Genomic DNA, 16,097 nt, shown 5'->3' on the forward strand with positions numbered 1-16,097 from the left:
CATGTGTAGGGGTGTTCGCCGGTCAGGCGTCGGGGGCGAGGTAGACGGTCTTCTCGGATTGGTAGAACTGCATGAGCGTGGGGCCGGCCTGTTCCTTGAAGGTCTGCGTGCTCGACTGCTTGTAACCGCCGAACGGTGCGTTCATGGCCATTCCCGTGGTGGGCTGGTTGACCTTCACGAGTCCGGTCCTCGATCCGGCGACGAATCGCTGGGCGTCCGAGAGGCTCCGGGTGACGACGGAGGCGCTGAGCCCGAAGGCGGTGTCGTTCGCCAGGGCGAGGGCTTCGTCGAAGGAACCGGCGCGCTGGAAGGCCAGCACGGGTCCGAAGATCTCGTCGGTGAGCAGGCGCATCCCCGGTGCGGTGTCCGCGAACACTGTGGGCCGCACGAAGAATCCGTCTCGCAGCGCATCGTCGTCGCATCGCGCGCCACCGCACACGAGCCGTGCGCCTTCGTCCGTGCCGATGGTGACGTACTCGAGGAACTTGTCGAGCTGACCGCGACTCGCGAGCGGGCCGAGGTCGACGGCGGCACCCGAACCCGGTCCCACCCGCAGGGCGCGGGTGCGTTCGGCGACCTTCTCGAGCAACTCGTCGTGGATTGCGTCGACGGCGACGACACGGCTGGTGCCGGTGCACGCCTGGCCCGACAATCCGAAGGCGCCCTTGACGATCAGTGCGGCTGCGGCGTCGAGGTCGGCGTCGGCCAGCACGACGACGGGGTTCTTGCCGCCCATCTCCAGCTGCACGCGCCGGTCGGGGCCGACGCTGCGGTGGATGGCGCGTCCGACCTCGGTGGAGCCGGTGAAGGTCACGGCCGCGACCCGTTCGTCGCCGGACACGGCCGCGCCTGCCTTGCCGTCGCCCTGGACGAGTGCGATCGCGCCGGGCGGCAGACCACCGGCGAGCAGGGCCTCGACGAGTCGCTGCCCCATCAGCGGGGTGATCTCGGACGGCTTGAACAGCACCGTGTTGCCGGCGGCGAGCGCCGGCCCGAGCTTGCGGGAGGGGATGTTGAGCGGGAAGTTCCACGGTGTGATGGCACCGACGATCCCGATCGGTTCGCGCACGGTGTAGATCGTCGTGGATCCGGGGGCCGGGAAGGTCGCACCGGTGGCGCGCAGCGCTTCACCCGCGTAGAAGCGCAGGTTCATGGGGGTGCGGCTCACCTCCATCGACGCTTCGGTGCGGGTCTTGCCCTCCTCGCGGATCAGTTCGTCGACGAGTTCGGCCGAGCGCGCGGCGAGGTGGTCGGCGGCCGCTTCGAGGATCGCGGCGCGGCGTTCCGGCGGGGTGGCGGCCCATTCGGGCGCGGCCTTGTCGAGTGCGCCGACGGCGTTGCGGACGTCGACGTTGTCGGAATCCGGGAAGGTGCCGATCAGATCGGTCTCGTCGGCCGGGTTGCGGCGTTCGAAGACCGCTCCGGAGGCCGCCGGTACCCAGTTGCCGTCGATGTGGTTCAGGCCGGTGATCGTCATGCGGGCTCGACCTCCTCGTACATCTCCCACAGATCGGTGTCCTCGTCGGCGAGCAGCGCCGCGTCCACTCGGCGTCCGACGAGTTCGCGGGCCGCCATGATGTCCTCGCCGCGGTCCATCGCGAAGGCGGCGGTCAATACGTCTCCCGCGAGATAGAAGACGGAGAACTCTCCGCTTCCGGCATCGCCTCGGACGACGAGTTCGGTTGTTCCGGAAGCCGATCCGGCGAACTGGATGTTGGTGTCGTATTGATCCGACCAGAACCAGTGCGGGTCGTCGGAGAGCGACTGCCGTCCGGCGATCGTGTCGGCGACCACCGCGGCCTGCCGGTTCGCGTTGTCGAAGTGCTCGACGCGGATGTGCCGGCCTTCCCTCGGTGAGAAGCGCTTCGCGACGTCGCCTGCCGCGTAGATGTTCTCGACCGAGGTACGTCCGGTGGCGTCGACCACGACCCCACCGTCGACGGTCAGTCCGCTCGCCGCCGCGATGTCGGTGTTGGGCACGATGCCGATACCGACCACCACGGCGTCGGCCTCGACGATCCCGCCGGTGGTGGTCTCGATCCGTACGCCGCTGTCGGAGGTGGTCACCGAGGCGACACCCGTGCCGGTGCGCAGGTCGACGCCGTTGCGGCGGTGCAGATCGGCGCAGTGGCCGCCGACCCGCTCGCCGAGAATGCCTCCGAGCAGGTGTTCGGCCTGTTCGAGGACCGTCACCGTCACGCCGAGAGATCGTGCCGTCGCAGCGATCTCGAGTCCGATGAAGCCGCCACCGACGATTGCGAGACTCGACCCCGGGGTCAGGCGTGCCGCGAGGGCGGTCGCGTCGTCGACAGTGCGCAGGTAGTGGACGAGATCGGGACGGGATCCGGTGGTGGTGAGGGTGCGGGGGCGTCCGCCCGTCGCGAGGACGATCGCGTCGGCGGCGATCTCGCCGCCGTCGAACTCGACGGTGCGGGTCGCGGTGTCGATGCGCTGCACCGACACGCCCGTGCGGATGTCGATGTCGTTGGCGTCGAGCCATTTCCGGGTCAGCAGCGCGAGGGAGTCGACTCCTTCACGGCCCGCGAGGAATTCCTTCGACAGAGGCGGACGCTGGTAGGGGGCGTGCTGCTCGTCGCCGAGCAGCACGATCCGTCCGTCGAAGCCGCGGCGACGCAGGGTGCGTGCGGCGACGGCGGCGACCTGGCCGGCGCCCACGGTGACTACGGTGCGAACGGTCATGCCGTGCAATCCTTTCCGGATGCGGCCGGTGCCGGACGCGGGGTGGGGTCGACGAGGACGGTCTCGTCGCGCACGAGGACGGGATAGACCGGCTGGCAGAGGTCCTGGTCCTCTTCGTATCCGGTCTCGAGATCGAAGCGCCACTGGTGGCCGGGGCAGATGACCCGGCCGTGCAGGAGTGTGCCCTTCACGAGCGAGCGGTCCTGGTGGATGCACAGGTCGGCGAAGGCGTAGATGCGGTCGTTCGCATGGAACAGTGCGATCGCGAGGCCGGCGACCTCCACGCGGAGTTTGCGGCGGCGGGTCACCTCTTTCACCGTGGCGACGGCGACCCAGGCCGGGGACTCCGTTGCGGCATCGGTGCCGGTGGTCCCGCTGCCCATGATTTCGGTGGACATGCTTCTCCTTCGCTCGTGTGCGACATCGGGAGCGGAAGCCGCGAGCGACTTCCGCTCCCGCACATCGGATCAGGCGGACGCCAGCTCCAGATCGGGAGCCACGTACGTGTCGTACAGGCCCTTCGTGTACGAGAAGCGCATCTCCGCTCCCCAGCGGACGAGCTGCAGGCAGCGCTGCTGCAGCTGCGGGGTGTCGGCGCAGTCCAGGACGATCTGGTAGCCGCGCTCACCGTGCACCACATCGGAGGTGATGTGCAGGTCGAAGAACTCGATCTCGTCCTCGGTGAATCCGTACACCTCGCGCAGCGGGACGATCTGCTTCTTGTAGATGCTCGGCACCTGCGATTCGAGGCCGACGACCAGCGCCGCGGTGGCGACGACGAAGTGTTCGCGCTGGGACACCGCGTAGCACCACGCCTGCAGGCCGCGCGTCACGGCGTTCATGTTGTTCGGATCCTCGACGCGCTCCTTGGTGGTGCCGCACGCCTCGGCGAACTTGATGAGCAGGTCGGTGTGCCGGATGTCGGCCAGTTCCTCCTCGTACATGTTCTGGAGGGTGAAGTCCTTGGCGTCGGTGAAGTGATCGGGGGTGTTGGAGTAGATGTTCGCCAGGTAGTCGGCGAAGGGGCCGACGTAGTGGTAGTGGTTCTCGGCCCACCGGGCGAAGTGGTGCTTTTCGAGCTTGCCCTCGGCCCACGCCTTGCTGAACGAGGCGTTCTTGGCCTCGCGTCCCTTGATGGCGTCTTCGAGTGCGGCGCGGAATTCGTCGCGTCCGAGCAGTTCGGTCATGATGATGCCTTTCGGTGAGGAGGTCGTGCGGGGGATGCGATCAGGCGTTGATCGCGGAGGTCAGAGCTTCGAATTCGGCGATCATGGCGGCGCCGACCGCCTTGTCCTGCTCGCCGTTGCCGCCGCTGATGCCGACGGCGCCGACGATCTGCCCGTCGTAGACGAGGGGGAAGCCGCCGACGAAGATCGCGAACTTCCCGGGGAGCATGTGGCTGATGCCGAACGCTTCGTTGCCGGGGAGGGCGGGTCCGTTGGGGCCCTCGTTGAACAGGTGGGTGGCGCGCTCGTGCCCGGCGGCGGTGAACGCCTTCGCCATGGCGATCTCGACGCCGGTGAGGCGGGCGCCGGGAAGCCGGTGCAGAGCAATGACATTCGCGCTCTCGTCGCAGACACACAGGGTCTGCTTCACGCCGATCTCCTCGGCCTTCGCGCGGCCGGCGGCGAGCAGGGGGAGTGCGTCGTCGAGGGTGATGCGGTGGATTCGGTGCATGGGTGTCCACTTTCGAGGTCGGGTCGGAGAGTCGGACGATTCCTGGTCCGCGTCGGGATCCGGATGCGTCCCGCCGATGCCGCGTCGCTGACGTGTCGGCGGGTGCCGGAGTGGTGAAGCGGTGCGTCCGGCGTGGCTCATTTCTAACAGGGCCGCGCGCCGATGGGGACGGTCAAGATCACCGTCGTTTTCGGAATTCGGTGTACACAGTGCACATGTGTCTGTGACCCACGACTCTGGTAACTGGTGTAGAAAGTGCACACCGCCACGGTGTCGGCGGGCCCACCCCCTCGCGGCCCGCAGATGCTCCCGAGGGAAGCAGGTCCCCATGGAATCGAGCCCGCGTCTGACAGTCCGAGGGCTGCTCGACGAACCGCTCATGGCGGGCGCCCGGGTCGTGGATCGGGAGGCCGATCTCGACCGGGCGCTCACCTGGGTGCTGCCGTTCGGCGAGGTCATCGGCCGATTCGACGATCTCGACGGTGTCGCCGTGTACATGCGGCCGGAGTCGCTCGCCGACAGCGCGCACGCTCTGTCCGCGCTTGCGGCCCGCGGCGCCGCGGCGCTGGTCGTCGACGGCGCGGCGCCCGCCGGAGTGTCCTGGCCGCCGGGATCGGTGGTGATCGAACTCGACCTGCCCGTGGGATTCGCGGCGCTCAACAGGTTGCTCGCCGAGCGGTCGCTGATGCAGGAAATGCACGTCATGCGCTATTCCGCGCACGTGCACTCGACGCTCGCCGGTCTGCTGCACCGTGGCGCGGGACTGACGTTGCTGGTCAAGGAGGTCTCCGCCCTCGCGCAGCATCCGGCGATCGCGCTCGACGCGCGTGGCCAGGCCGTCGCCTTCCATGGCGTGGATGCCGGCCGGGCGGACGAGATCTCGGAGATCCTGCTCGAGAAGTTGTCGGCGGTGACGGCAGCGGATCGTCACGCGCACCACGACACCCGCGTGCTGGAGGAGGTCGTCGGAGGCACGCCCTGGACGTGCACGGCGAGCACCATCCGGCTCGGCAAACGGTTCGAGGGCTGGGTGGTCGTTCTCGCCTCGGGGCCGTCGCCGGGACCGCACGAGCTGGCCCAGCACGCGGTCGTCACCGAACAGGCGACGGCGATCATCGGGTCGGAGATGCTGCGGCAACGCAGTGTCGACGAGGCCGAGGAACGGGCCCGCGGCGATTTCGTGCAGGCTCTGGTGCACGGCAGCTTCACCAGCCAGCACGACATGCAGGCCCGCGCCGAGTACCACGACATCGACCTCACCTCGACGTTCGCGGTCTTCGTCGCGCCCGGCTACGGGGAGAACCCGGCCGGTCCGGGTGGCGACGAATCCGGTGGACTGCTGCGGTTGGCCCGGTACGCGGCCAGCGTCCTGCCCCATCCGTCGGTGCGCTCGTACGTCACGGTGATCGGCGACGTCCTGGTCGTGGTGCGGTCGCTGCGCTACCGCGACCCGCGCGATGTCGAGCTCGAGATCGCCGAGTACGCCGACGCGGTCTCACAGGATCTGTCCCGCCGGCGCGTGCGCCCGGTACCCGTCGCCCACGGTGCTCCGGCCGTCGGGGCGGACCAGATCCGCGAGAGCTACCGGCAGGCCCGCGTGGCGCTCGGCATCGGGCAGCGGCTCGGGATGTCGGGTTCGGTGGCGTATCGCGATCTGCGGGGCTACGGCGTGCTCGAGTTGGTCGCCGAGACCGACCGGAGCCGCAGATTCGTCGGCGACGTGCTCGGCGCGCTCGAGCCCGGCACCGACCTCTACGACACGTTGTCGGCCTATCTCGCGGCCGGCGGGAACGTCAATGCGGCGGCGCGGGAGTTGTCGGTTCATCGCAACACGATGCTGTCGAAGCTCGACCGGATCTCCCGCGCGATGGCGATGGACGTCCGGATACCGGAGAACCAGTTCACGGCCTGGCTCGCCGTCCGGCTCGAGCTCCTCGACCGGCTGCGCACCTCGGTCGAGAACGAGATCAACTACCGCTGAGGGCTGTCGAATCGGAGACGGGTTCGGTGTCCTCCGGATCCGTCCCCAGGAACGAGGCGGCCAACCCCGCGCACACGACCACGGCGCACACCGCGAAGAGCGGGCCCACCGTCCACGAGCCGAGCGCGACGGTCACCCACGCCGCCCCCACGGCCGATCCGCCGAAACGGATCAGGTTGAACACGCCCAGCCCTGTCCCGCGCTCACCCGCCGGTGACCGGGTCGATCCTGCCGCTGCAGGGGTCTGCACGGCGGCGATGCCGGCACCGGTGATCGCCAGGACCGTCGCGACGAGCCACAGGCGTGGCTCGTCCGCCGAGAGGACGACGGCGAGCGCGACCTGACCGACGAGCAGCACCACCAGTCCCGCCCGCAACATCCGTCGTCCACCGACACGATCGACGGTGCGGCCGACCACCGGGGCGAGGGCCGCCATCACTGCGGGCAGCGCGAACAGGATCACCCCGGCCGTGGCCGTCGACGCGCCCGTCGCGTGCAACCGCAGCGGCACGGCCAGCAGGGCCGCACCCAGGCAGAACATCTGCGCGAAGGCGGCGGCCGCGCTCCGCGCGAACCGGCTCTCGACCAGCAGCCGGACGTCGACGAACGGTACGGTCGCGCGCAGGCAGTGCCCGACGAAACCGACGAGTACGACGATCGAGACCGCCAGCACGATTCCTGCCGCGGACGTGGGGATCCCCGCCTGTCCGAACATGCTCAGCCCCAGCACGACTCCGGCGGAACCGAGTGTCAGTGCGATCGCGCCGGGTACGTCGAGGGTCATCCGGCGGCCGGGGAAGATCGGGATCCAGCGCAGCGTTCCGGCGAGTCCGATCAGTGCAATCGGAATCATCGGGACGAAAACCCATCGCCAACCCCACTGTCCCGCAACGAAACCGCCGAGGGTGGGGCCGACGGCCTGGCCGAGTCCGTTCACGGTGGCCCACGCGCTCACCGCGCGTGCGCGTCGGTGTGCGCCGAACAGCCACGCGATCAGCCCCATGACGGCCGGTGCGAAGGCGGCGGCCGCGAGTCCACCGAGGGCGCGCCAGACCACGAGGATCTCGAGGGTCGGCGCCGTCGCCGCTCCGGCCGCGCAGATCGCGGTGCCGAGCAGTGCGCCGCAGTAGACGCGCCGGCGGCCGTATCGGTCGCCGATGTACCCCGCGAGGGGCATCGCCGCAGCGAAAGTGAGAAGGAAACCGACCGCCAGGAGCGCGCCGTCGTCGAGGCTTGCGTCGAAGTCGGAAAGAATCTGTGGCAGTGGGACATTGATGATGTTGTTGCTCAGTGTCCCGACGAGGGTTCCGGCGAGCAGGGCGGACAGGGCCGTAGGGGTGCCTGCATCCGTTTCGGTTGCCGGCGCTGCCGGTGTATCGGTGCGAGTGGTCATCGAACTCTCCGGAACCTCGGGAACGTGCGCGGCACGGTTCGTACCGTCGGACCACTGTCGCACTGCGCTACCGTCGGATGCATCGCCATCGCGGAGTCGAGATGCACATCGGATCCGGACGAGCCGGGGCAGGGTGCACATTCGGCGAGATCGCGAGACCGGCGCCGGGCTCGCGACACATGTTCGTAGCAATTTTTCACATGCGAGCGACTCGGCGTCACGAAATCGCAAAAGTGGAACACAGTGCACAGTCAGCGTGTCGGTCACTGTGCACCGTTCTCGTTGACCGAGCACGGGCCGTAGCGGAAAGTTCCCCCAATACATCGAGTGCCCATTCACCGTCCACGAACACAGCCCGACTCGTTCCACCCTCCTGTCGAAGGAAACGCCTTGGACGTACACCTCACCGCCGCGCACTGGGTCTACCTGGCCGGCATCCTCGTCATCCTGGCCACCATGGCCCTGCGGAAGAACATCGTCGTTCCTGCAGTCGTCGCAACCTTCCTGACCGCACTGACGTTCTCGGGCAGCATCGTCACGGGACTGTCGGCCATCTTCAACGCGAGCCTCGTCGCGGCGAAGGAACTGTTCAACATCTTCCTCATCATCGCGATGGTCACGGCCATGCTCGGCGCGCTGCGCCAGCTCGGCGCGGACCGGATGATGGTCGCGCCGTTCCGGCGCGTCATGCGCGCGGGCACCAGCAGCTTCCTCGTCCTCGCCGCCGTCACCTACGTGATCTCCCTGTTCTTCTGGCCCACCCCGGCCGTGCCCCTCGTCGGCGCAGTGCTCATCCCCGTCGCGATCCGCGCCGGCATGTCCCCGCTGTCGGTGGGCATGGTCATCGCGATCTGCGGTCAGGGCATGGCGTTGTCGTCGGACTACATCATCAAGGTCGCACCCGGTATCTCCGCGGCAGCCGCCGGCGTCGACGCCGACTCCGTCGCGGACAAGGCACTGGTCCTCTCCCTGATCGTGGGCGTCACGGCACTGCTCATCACCTACTTCGTCCAGAAGCGGCACTGGCGTGCACCGTCCGCCGACCTGCTCGTCGAATGGGAATCCGAAGCCGACAGCGGCATCGGTGACACCCGTGGCGGCGACGACTCCTCGGGTGGAGCAGGCGGCTCCCGTCCTCCGCGCCGGCCCGAACCGGCCGGCGGTCCCGGCGGGCCCGGTGGTGGCGGCGAGCCGGCAACGGCGGCCACGGCGGTGCTGGTGGCTCCGTCCGAGCCGGTCGCCGACCCCGCCGAGGCGGAGAAGGAGCGTCGCGGTACCGCGAAGGCGTTCGCGATGCTCGTGCCGCTGGCCTACCTCGCGTTCATCGTCTATCTGATGCTGGGCAAGTTCACCGAGGTCGTGCCGCCCCTGCAGGGTGGTGAGGCCGCCGCGATCGTGGGCGGGATCGCAGCCCTGATCCTGTTCGCTGCCGCAGCGTCGACCGACCGGGGAAGCTTCCTCGAGACCACCTCGGATCACCTCGTCGACGGTCTGGTCTTCGCATTCAAAGCCATGGGCTGTGTTCTTCCGATCGCCGGCTTCTTCTTCATCGGCAACCCGGAGTTCGCAGGCCCGATCCTCGGCCTGTCCACCGACGCCGCAGGCCCGGCAATCCTGTTCGACCTCGTGACCTCGGTACAGGCACATCTGCCGCAGAACGCCTTCGTCACCTCGTTCGGAATTCTGCTCATCGGAGTGGTCGCGGGACTCGACGGTTCCGGATTCAGCGGACTGCCCCTCACCGGCGCGCTGTCGGGTGCTCTCGGCCCGGCCGTCGACGTCGACCCGTCGACGCTCGCGGCGATCGGTCAGATGGGCAACATCTGGTCGGGCGGCGGCGTCATCATCGCCTGGTCCTCGCTGGTCGCGGTGGCCGGTTTCGCCCGGGTGCCGGTGCTGGATCTCGCCCGCAAGTGCTTCCTGCCGGTGATGGCGGGACTGATCCTCTCGACCGTCTTCGCAGTGTTGGTGCTCTGACGAAAGGCGCATCTTCGTGCGGAAGCGACCGGGTCCCTGCTTCAGGGTCCCGGTCGTTCCGGCAGGGTCAGGATCCGGTAGCCGAGCTCGTGGAGCCGGCGATGCTCGGTCCAGCGCTGCCGGGTCCACGCCGGCTCGGTGTGCGCGGCGATGACCGCTGCGGTGGTGGAGGCGTGCAGATCGAACTCCAGGTCGCGGCGCAGTTCGGGCAGTTCTTTCACGTCCGTCGACGCGGCGATCCCGGCGACGGCGTCACGGACGCGACCGTCGGCGAAGTCGAGGACGCGGCGGTGGGCCCGGGGCAGCACGCCCCACATCACCGCCAGCGCGACACAGACGCCGACGACGGTCTCGAGGAACCGGTCGCGTGAGACCGTCACCAGATCGCCGGGGGTACCCAGCCCGCCGAGAACGACGACGAGCGGGGTGATGAAGACCATCGCGAGGCCGTAGTTCCGCACCAGGAACATCTCGGTGCCGGCCATCGCCGCGGCCAGCACCACCACGAGCGCGACACCGCTCGGATGGAAGGGCGTCAGGCAGGCCAGCAGGACGAGCCCGAGCACGGTGCCGACGAAGCGGTGCGCGGCCCGGTACGAGCCGAGGATCCGGTCCGGTCCCTGGTGCAGGATCATCGCCGCCGTGATGACCGCCCAATCGGGGCGCCCGACACCCAGCGCGATCGCGGTCGTGCCGGCGACCGGCCCCGCGACGAGCAGGCGCACCGCGATCGTCGCCGAACGACTGCGCGGGTGCGCGGCCCGCGCGAGGCGGTACCGCACCGAGGGCCGCCGCAGCGGCGGCTGCAATTGCAGGTCGTCCTCGGGGACCGCTTCGTCGCGCGGACGTTCGTGCAGTGTCTCCGCACATCGAACGTGGGCGGCGTGCAATGCCCGTTCCAGGGGGTGCCCCGAGCCGACGAGGCCGGCGTCGTGCAGGCACTGCCAGGCCACGTGCAGATCGTGGACGGCGGCACGGCGATGCGCCGGTGAGTTCTCCTCGAAGACCGCGTCGACGGCGACGACCGCCGCGGCCACCGCGGTGCGTTCCGGGGTCCGTGGCCGGAAGGGGGCGCCGGACACGGACATCACGACGGCCGTCGCCGCTCCGATCGCCGTCCACACCGCGACCGCCGGGACGGACACCCCCAACGCGGGCAGAGCCGAGGCGATCTCGAGGGACAGCAACATCAGGAAGGCGCCGGGCGCACCCATGCGCAATGCGTCCACGACGAACGCGCACACCGAGACGGTCGCGGTCATCGCCGCGACGACCAGCAGATACCACCACGCCGACCCGCCGGCTGCCACCGCGTCGTGGACCACCGACCCGGCCGCGGCACCGATCGTCGCCAGCACGACGAGCACCGTGCCGACGAGGGCGACCACCCGGGCACGTACCCGATAGGGACGTTGTTCGCCGTAGACGACGGCGAAGGCGCCGAGTGTGGCGACGGCGGAGACGGCACCGAATCCCAGAGTGACGCCCACGAGACCGGGCCCCGCGACTGTGGCGACTGCACGCGCGGCCCCGGGCCACCGGCGTCCCTGACGGGGAACCGTCAGCAAAGCGGTGCGTAAGGGGGCGGGAGTGGGCAGCGATAGTTCGGCAACCCGATGGTCTCCGCTCGACTCCGCCACGACCGATCACTCTAGGAACGGTCCCGACGGTCCTTCGCGTCGGCGTGCGAACATGAGGCCCAGGTCACTCGTCCGGGAGTGCGCATTCTCCCGTCGAATACGTTGCGGGAAATTCTCGGTGTTCGAAGCGCGAACAATTCGAGTCGGTTCGGAAAAATGGAACGACTCGCATATTCGGTGGGAATGGGATAGAAGTGAGGGGCGCCTGTTTCGATGCCGGGTAATTTTCACCCGGCCCGTGAAAGGACATTTCCATGACTCTGAATGTCGTGCTGTTGCTGCTGGTACTTGCTGCAGCCTTCGCTTCCGTCGGTGCTCTGCATTCGGCGAGCGAACGCCGCGCCCGTCATCCCTGAGTGAATTCGGAACGACGCGGATCCGGGCGCCCGCAGAATATTCGCGTCGGCACTCTCCGATCTCGGGGAGGTTGTGTTGCGCTGGCTACCTGAAACCGCCCGGGAGAATCGCGTACAACCTCCCCGAGCTCGTGAGCGGCGGGTGTGTGCCGCCCGGCGGCGGCACGGGCAGGGATCCCGAAAGATCGGGACGGCCGCCCCTTCCATCCGGGACACCGGGCGCCGGATCGTTCCTTCCACGACGCGCAGGGCGTCGCACCGATCCGAAGGGACCCCCATGAACACTCTCGGCACCGAGACCGAACCTCTCACGCCGATCACCCCCGACCCTCGTGGCCCCGGCTCGATCTGGGCGTGGACGGGCGCCGCCGCCGGACTCGCCGGCGTCGTGGGCATCCAGGCGAGCATGGCGATGGGCGCGGCGTACGACGAGCGCACCGCCGGCAACGCGGCGGCGATCATGACCGAGTTCGCCGGGCAGCGCACGGCCATGCTCGTCATGCACCTGACGTTGATGGTGTCGACGGCCTTGCTGCTCGTCTTCGCTGCGGGCCTGCAGCGAAGACTGCGTGCGGGCACTCCGGAGTTCGGCCTCGTGCCGACGGTCGCGGCCTTCGGGCTCGTGCTCACCTCGGTCGCGACACTCATGGGCACGGGGCTCGACACCGAGCTGCTGTTCGGGCTCGGGAACACCGATCGGATGGTGCCCGAGGTCGCGGTCTTCGCCTCGCACTGGATGGGCACCATCCCGTGGCTGTGGGTCGGGGCCGGAGTGAGCGGCGTCGCGGTCGCGGTGGCCGCCCTGCGTCACCGTGCGGCACCTCGGTGGATCGGTTGGGCGAGCATCGTTCTCGGTGGCCTGACGCTGCTCCTCGGCATCTCCCCGCTGCAGTACATGGCGGGTTTCACCGGCCCGGTGTGGGTGCTGGTGGCCGGTGTCGGATTCGCTCTCACGGACCGGCGTGCACGTTAGTACCCCTGCGAACGGCCCAGCGGCGTATACCTGCCGCATCAAGGACACAGTGGTGCATACTCACCGCACCATGAAGGACACAGCCACAGCGAACGGATCGGCGGGTACCGGGGCTCCGGTACCCGCCGCCGTCGTGGCCGTCGCCTCCTGGCTGCTCGCCGTCGCGGCCGTGGTCGTGTTCGTCGCGGCCCGGCCCGTGCTCGACTCCGACCAGCTGTTCTTCCTCGTGGACGTGGTCGGTGCCGCCGTCTACGGGACGGTCGCCGGTGTCATCCTCGCCCGTCGCGTCCATGCCGTTCCGATCCTGCTGGCCGTCGCGTCGATCGGGGTGGGCCTGGCAGCGGTGTCCTACAGCTGGACCCAGCTCGCCCTCGTCCGTCCCGAACTTCCCGTGGGATTCCTCGGGCCGCTGCAGAACACCACCTGGATCCCCGGGACGCTCGCGTTGTTCCTGGTGGTGCCGTGGCTCGTCCGCGATCGTCCTGCCGGCCCGGTGGTGCGAGCGGGGGTTCTCGCCGGCGTCGTGACGATCGCCTGGTTCTTCTGGGCGCGCACGTTCACCGGCATCGCCGACATCTGGTTCGTCGGACCCGTTGTGGCCGTAGGTTTCCTCACCGCCGGACACGTCGAGTGGCGCCGCCGTCACGCCCCGGCGGCCGAACGATCCGGGATGGGATGGCTCGCTCTCGGCAGTGCGCTCATGACGGCCTCGTACATCCCGCTGGCGGTGCCGGATGTGCCGTGGATGCTCACACCTCTGCTCCACCTCGCGACGCAGGCCTTCTATCCGGTCGCGATCCTCGCCGTCGTGTTGCGCCAACGACTCTGGGGCATCGACCTCGCGGTCGGACGCGCTGCTCTCGCCGGCAGTCTCACCGCCGTGCTCGTCACCTGCTATCTCGCGGTGACGGTCGCGGTCTCGCTGGTGCTCCCGAACGAATCGGTGTTCGCCCAGGCGGTCGGGGCCACCACCGTCGCGCTCGCTGTGCAACCGGTGCGGATGTGGCTCGGCCGGAGGGTGCACCGGCTCGTCTACGGCGACGGTGTCGACCCGGCGCGCGCGGTACGGATTCTCGGGCGGCACTTCGCCGGCGCCGATTCCCCCGACCTGCTGCTGGGTGAACTCGCCGCCGGCATCGGCACCGCGCTGCGCCTCGAATCGGTCGAGGTGCGCCGCGGGGATGACGTCATCGCGCGCTGGGGGACCGCCTCGGGACCTGTCGAGGAGGTGCCGGTCGGCTCGGGCGACGCGACCCTCGCCGTCACCGCACCGCCGGGTGAATCGCTCGGGGCCCGCAGCCGGCGGGCGCTGACCGAACTCGCGACCGTCGTCGATGCCGGACTGGTGGTACTGCGGTCGGCCGAGGACCTCGAAGACGCCCGCCGGCGCCTCACCGAGGTCCGGCTCGAGGAACGCCGCACCATCCGCCGCGAACTGCACGACGGACTCGGGCCGTCGCTCGCCGGGGTGCGGCTCGGTCTGCAGGGGGCACGCAATCTCGTCACCACCGATCCGGAGGCCGCGGCCGTGCTCGTCGACGAACTGCTCCGCGAACTCGACCGCCAGGTCGACGGTGTCCGCGAACTCTCGCGCAGCCTGCTGCCCCCGGTCCTCGACGAACTCGGTCTCACCGCAGCCCTCGACGAGCTCGTGATCACGCACGCCCGCGCGGGATTCCGCGTCCACCTGCAGGCCGACCTCCCGGCCGGGATGTCCGGCCCTGTCGCGTGGGCCGCATACGGCATCGCCTCCGAGGCGATCATCAACGCCCGGCGGCATTCCGGTACCGACGAGTGCACGGTGCGGGTCGCGGCGGAGGGCGACGTTCTGGCACTCGACATCGTCGACGACGGGAGCGGACTCGCAGCCGACGCACGCGTCGGCGTGGGCACGCCGAGCATGCGTGAACGGGCCCGGGAGGTCGGTGGGACGGTGGGCATCGAATCCGGCGACCCGCGCGGTGTCGTGGTGTGCGCGCGGCTACCCTGGTCCGAATCGAGAGCGACAACCCGGTGATACGCGTCGCGATCGTCGACGACCATCCCGTCTTCCGCCTCGGTATGGCCGCGCTCCTCGGCACCCTCGACGGGATCGACGTGGTGTGCCAGGCAAGTTCGGTGGGGGAGGCGCTCGAAGGCGTGAACGCCGACATCGACGTCGTGCTCATGGACATCGAACTCGGCGACGGCTCGGGGATCGACGCGACCCGCAGCATTCTCCGGAAGGTCCCGGGCACCCGCATCCTGATGGTCACCATGCACGAGGACGAGGACATCCTGGTCGCATCCATCCGCGCCGGTGCCTCCGGCTATCTCGTCAAGGGGGCCGATCCGTCGGGGGTCGAACGGGCGATCAGGGCGGTGGCCGCCGGGGAGATGATCGTCGGCGCGGCGGTCGCCGCGAAAGCCCTTGCGGCGGTGTCGACATCCCGCAACACTGCGGCCGCCTTCCCGGATCTGACCGAACGTGAACGGGAGATCCTCGATCTCGTGGCGCGCGGACTCGACAATGCGGCGATCTCCCGGCGACTGATACTCAGCCAGAAGACGGTGCGCAACCACGTGTCGAACATCCTGGGCAAGATCGGTGCGGCCGACCGGGCGAGCGCGATCGTCCGGGCGCGGGAAGCAGGCCTGGGCGTCGACCGACCTGCTGCTCAGGGAGTGACGGTCGTGACGAACGACATCCGGTCGCCGCGATAGAGCGAGCGGCGATGTTCGATGGGAACGTCGTTCTCGTCGTAGGAGATCCGTTCGAGCAACAACATGGGTGTGCGGGTGTCGGCGTCGAGCAGGGCCGCTTCGCGCGCGTCGGGCAGTGTGGTCTCGATCTTCTCGACCGCCCGCGCGAACGTGATCCCGCAGGCGCGGATCGCGGCGTACAGTGACGACGACGGATCCAGCGTCCGGCGCAGCTCCGGAAAGCGGTGTGCGGGAAGCCGGGTGCGTTCGAGTCCGACGTGCACCCCGTCGGTGAGCAGGACACGTTCGAGTTCGAGGACGGGGTCTCCGGCCTCGATGCCGAGGCGGCAGGCCGTTTCGTCGTCGGCGACGAGGTCGGTCCACGCGACCAGCACACGCCCCGCGCTCCGTCCTTCGAGGAGGGCGGCTTCGGTGTAGGAACCGATGACGAGGGGTTGGACGATCTTCGGTCCGGCGACGACGGTGCTGCGACCCCGTCGTTCGATGCGGCCGTCGACGAGCAGTTCGCGCAGTGCCTGGCGGACGGTTTCGCGGGCGACGTCGAATCGGGTGGCGAGATCGCGCTCGGAGGGCACCTGGTCTCCCACGGTGAGCTGGTCGAGAAGACACTCGACCTGGCGGCGCACGACCTGGTGCTTGAGGGTGCGCGCTTCGCGAACGACGGTGGCCACACATCCAGCGTAACCGAATTCCGGTC

At 69.2% G+C, this 16,097-nt stretch carries 13 protein-coding genes; 5 read left to right on the forward strand and 8 right to left on the reverse strand.

Going from position 1 to position 16,097, the window contains the following annotated elements:
• Positions 1 to 22: 22 nt before the first annotated feature.
• The 5 genes from PV766_RS17595 to PV766_RS17615 form a co-directional block, all read right to left on the reverse strand.
• Entirely contained in the window at positions 23 to 1,477 is a 1,455-nt protein-coding gene (locus tag PV766_RS17595; RefSeq protein ID WP_421097524.1) for an aldehyde dehydrogenase family protein, read from the reverse strand.
• Positions 1,474 to 2,700 carry an NAD(P)/FAD-dependent oxidoreductase gene (locus PV766_RS17600; RefSeq protein ID WP_129977761.1) on the reverse strand — a complete coding sequence of 409 codons (1,227 nt, stop codon included), beginning with the start codon at positions 2,698 to 2,700 and terminating at the stop codon, positions 1,474 to 1,476. The genes PV766_RS17595 and PV766_RS17600 overlap by 4 nt, the downstream gene beginning before the upstream one ends.
• Positions 2,697 to 3,083, reverse strand: a complete 387-nt coding sequence (locus PV766_RS17605; RefSeq protein WP_421097551.1) for a Rieske (2Fe-2S) protein — start codon at positions 3,081 to 3,083, stop codon at positions 2,697 to 2,699. The genes PV766_RS17600 and PV766_RS17605 overlap by 4 nt, the downstream gene beginning before the upstream one ends.
• Positions 3,084 to 3,167: 84 nt before the next feature.
• Complete coding sequence (locus PV766_RS17610; protein ID WP_006552489.1) at positions 3,168 to 3,887, reverse strand: TenA family transcriptional regulator; 720 nt, start codon at positions 3,885 to 3,887, stop codon at positions 3,168 to 3,170.
• Positions 3,888 to 3,927: 40 nt separating this feature from the next.
• Entirely contained in the window at positions 3,928 to 4,377 is a 450-nt protein-coding gene (locus PV766_RS17615) for a GlcG/HbpS family heme-binding protein (RefSeq protein ID WP_006552488.1), read from the reverse strand.
• Positions 4,378 to 4,705: 328 nt separating this feature from the next.
• Between PV766_RS17615 and PV766_RS17620 the strand changes: the two genes are divergently transcribed.
• A complete protein-coding gene (locus tag PV766_RS17620) occupies positions 4,706 to 6,358 on the forward strand; it encodes a PucR family transcriptional regulator (RefSeq protein WP_129977760.1) in 1,653 nt (550 codons plus the stop codon).
• Here PV766_RS17620 and PV766_RS17625 read toward each other — a convergent pair.
• Positions 6,345 to 7,814 carry an MFS transporter gene (locus PV766_RS17625; RefSeq protein ID WP_129977759.1) on the reverse strand — a complete coding sequence of 490 codons (1,470 nt, stop codon included), beginning with the start codon at positions 7,812 to 7,814 and terminating at the stop codon, positions 6,345 to 6,347. The two genes, PV766_RS17620 and PV766_RS17625, sit on opposite strands and share 14 nt — an antisense overlap.
• A gap of 327 nt (positions 7,815 to 8,141) precedes the next feature.
• Here PV766_RS17625 and PV766_RS17630 point away from each other — a divergent pair, with 327 nt between their 5' ends.
• Positions 8,142 to 9,728: a hypothetical protein gene (locus PV766_RS17630; protein WP_421097525.1), complete on the forward strand. Its 1,587-nt coding sequence runs from the start codon at positions 8,142 to 8,144 to the stop codon at positions 9,726 to 9,728.
• Positions 9,729 to 9,769: 41 nt separating this feature from the next.
• On the opposite strand, the gene PV766_RS17635 is transcribed toward PV766_RS17630, so the two are convergent.
• A complete protein-coding gene (locus PV766_RS17635; protein ID WP_421097526.1) occupies positions 9,770 to 11,368 on the reverse strand; it encodes an FUSC family protein in 1,599 nt (532 codons plus the stop codon).
• A gap of 633 nt (positions 11,369 to 12,001) precedes the next feature.
• Between PV766_RS17635 and PV766_RS17640 the strand changes: the two genes are divergently transcribed.
• The 3 genes from PV766_RS17640 (at position 12,002) to PV766_RS17650 (ending at position 15,400) form a co-directional block, all read left to right on the forward strand.
• Positions 12,002 to 12,697 (forward strand): hypothetical protein, encoded by a 696-nt coding sequence (locus tag PV766_RS17640; protein ID WP_172506073.1) that lies wholly within the window; start codon positions 12,002 to 12,004, stop codon positions 12,695 to 12,697.
• Between the two features lie 70 nt (positions 12,698 to 12,767).
• Complete coding sequence (locus PV766_RS17645) at positions 12,768 to 14,714, forward strand: histidine kinase (protein ID WP_421097527.1); 1,947 nt, start codon at positions 12,768 to 12,770, stop codon at positions 14,712 to 14,714.
• A complete protein-coding gene (locus PV766_RS17650) occupies positions 14,669 to 15,400 on the forward strand; it encodes a response regulator (RefSeq protein WP_421097528.1) in 732 nt (243 codons plus the stop codon). Before PV766_RS17645 ends, PV766_RS17650 begins: the two co-directional genes overlap by 46 nt.
• Here the strand turns inward: PV766_RS17650 and PV766_RS17655 are convergent.
• Positions 15,355 to 16,071 carry a GntR family transcriptional regulator gene (locus tag PV766_RS17655; protein ID WP_016931815.1) on the reverse strand — a complete coding sequence of 239 codons (717 nt, stop codon included), beginning with the start codon at positions 16,069 to 16,071 and terminating at the stop codon, positions 15,355 to 15,357. The two genes, PV766_RS17650 and PV766_RS17655, sit on opposite strands and share 46 nt — an antisense overlap.
• Between the last annotated feature and the right edge of the window lie 26 nt (positions 16,072 to 16,097).

Source organism: Rhodococcus sp. As11, from assembly GCF_048957735.1.
Classification (GTDB): domain Bacteria; phylum Actinomycetota; class Actinomycetes; order Mycobacteriales; family Mycobacteriaceae; genus Rhodococcus; species Rhodococcus gordoniae.

Coding starts and splice junctions, on each gene's coding strand:
- PV766_RS17595 (WP_421097524.1), bottom strand. CDS start 1,477: ATGACGATCACCGGCCTGAACCACATCGACGGCAACTGGGTACCGGCG.
- PV766_RS17600 (WP_129977761.1), bottom strand. CDS start 2,700: ATGACCGTTCGCACCGTAGTCACCGTGGGCGCCGGCCAGGTCGCCGCC.
- PV766_RS17605 (WP_421097551.1), bottom strand. CDS start 3,083: ATGGGCAGCGGGACCACCGGCACCGATGCCGCAACGGAGTCCCCGGCC.
- PV766_RS17610 (WP_006552489.1), bottom strand. CDS start 3,887: ATGACCGAACTGCTCGGACGCGACGAATTCCGCGCCGCACTCGAAGAC.
- PV766_RS17615 (WP_006552488.1), bottom strand. CDS start 4,377: ATGCACCGAATCCACCGCATCACCCTCGACGACGCACTCCCCCTGCTC.
- PV766_RS17620 (WP_129977760.1), top strand. CDS start 4,706: ATGGAATCGAGCCCGCGTCTGACAGTCCGAGGGCTGCTCGACGAACCG.
- PV766_RS17640 (WP_172506073.1), top strand. CDS start 12,002: ATGAACACTCTCGGCACCGAGACCGAACCTCTCACGCCGATCACCCCC.
- PV766_RS17645 (WP_421097527.1), top strand. CDS start 12,768: ATGAAGGACACAGCCACAGCGAACGGATCGGCGGGTACCGGGGCTCCG.